The organism is Streptomyces sp. NPDC059900 (genome assembly GCF_050270335.1).
Classification (GTDB): Bacteria; Actinomycetota; Actinomycetes; order Streptomycetales; family Streptomycetaceae; genus Streptomyces.
This window is the reverse complement of the sequence record NZ_JBNNJZ010001053.1, coordinates 1-1,533: the sequence shown is the minus strand read 5'-3', so window position 1 is coordinate 1,533 and position 1,533 is coordinate 1. Positions and strand designations below refer to the sequence as shown.

Here is a 1,533-nt window from a genome sequence, read left to right as displayed (position 1 = left end):
GCGCCTACGGATCACCCAGGGTGCTGGCCCTGATCGACGCCCTGGTCGCGTACGGCGCGCGGACCGTCATGGCGCCCGCCTGCCCCTTCTGCCGCCGCATCACCGCGCTGAAGTTCCGCCGGGACAAGGCCCGCTGCTGCCGCCGCTGTTACGACACGTCCCGGCTTCAGCCCTGTTCCGTTTGCGGGCAGGAGCAGATCGTTGCGACCCGCACGCCCGACGGCCGGCCGCTCTGCGGCAGTTGCATGCGAGGCGACCTTTCAACCACGAGTCCTGCGCCGGCTGCGGCCGCCTCGCCCTCGCCGTTCACCACGACGAACACGGCGCCGCTCTCTGCGGCCGTTGCTGGCGCCCACCGATCGCCATCTGCTCGTTCTGCGGAAAACAGAAGCCCTGCACCAAGGCGGGCAGCGACTCCCCGCGCTGCCTGACCTGTCAACGGACCCAAAACCGAGCGCCCTGCTCGCTCTGCGGAACCGTCCGCGTCGTCTGGGGTCGCACAAGTGACAAGGAACCGGTTTGCGCTCCCTGCGGCCGTCCGAGCGAGCAATGTGAGTCCTGCAGCCGCCTGCGCAGGGTCACCGGCCGCACCGCCGACGGGCGGGCGCTTTGCCGCACCTGCTACCGCAAGCACCCCGCGTCCTTCCGGGCCTGCACCGAGTGCGGAACCATCGAACACCTCCACCACCGCGGACTCTGCACCCGATGCGCCGCACCAGGTCAACTTCGCGCTGTCCTCAGCGGTCCCGATGGCTCGATGCGTCCCGAGCTCGAACCCGTCATCACGGCGCTGATCGGCAGCGATCCCTACCGGCTCCTCGTCTGGATCGCAGACCTGGCCCCCCGGCGCCTCCTCGCAGAACTCGCCTCCGGCGCCGGGCCCGTCACCCATGAAGCCCTCGATCAGATGACGCCCTCAACGGCCCTGAGCCACTTCCGCAGCATCCTTGTCGCCAACAACGCGCTACCCGAACGCGACGAGTACCTAGCCCGGCTCGAGCAGTGGCTCGACCGCATCCTGGACGACGTCGACCACGCGGAGGACAAACGGCTCTTACGCAGCTTCGCCACATGGTTCCACCTGCGCCGGCTGAGGCGCCGATCCGCCCGCCGCCCCCTGACAATCAACCAGATCGGCGGAGTCCGCCACGAAGTCCGTTCCTCCATACGCCTGCTGGCCTGGCTCCGTGACCGCGAAACGGACCTCTCCCGATGCACTCAGGACGACATCGACGCATGGCTGTCGTCCGACCGGGCGGGCAGATACGTCGTCCGCAACTTCGTCATCTGGGCAGTGGAAAACCGTCACGCCCACGGCATCGCCATCCCCACCCGCTCGGAATCCAGAACACGTGGTCAAGCGCTCCTGCCGGAGGCCGACCAGCGATGGACCCTCAGCAAGCGGCTCCTGCACGACACCACGCTGGACACCGTCGACCGCGTCGCCGGCTGTCTCGTCGTCCTCTACGCACAGCCCTGCAGCCGCATCGTGAGCCTGACCGTCTCCCATGTCACCGAGACAGACAAGGGAAT

The 1,533-nt window shown here is 68.4% G+C and carries 1 pseudogene; it reads left to right on the top strand.

What is annotated here, in order from left to right:
• Positions 1-757: 757 nt before the first annotated feature.
• Positions 758-1,533, top strand: a pseudogene (locus tag ACQKIP_RS47125) (hypothetical protein); the annotation flags it as partial.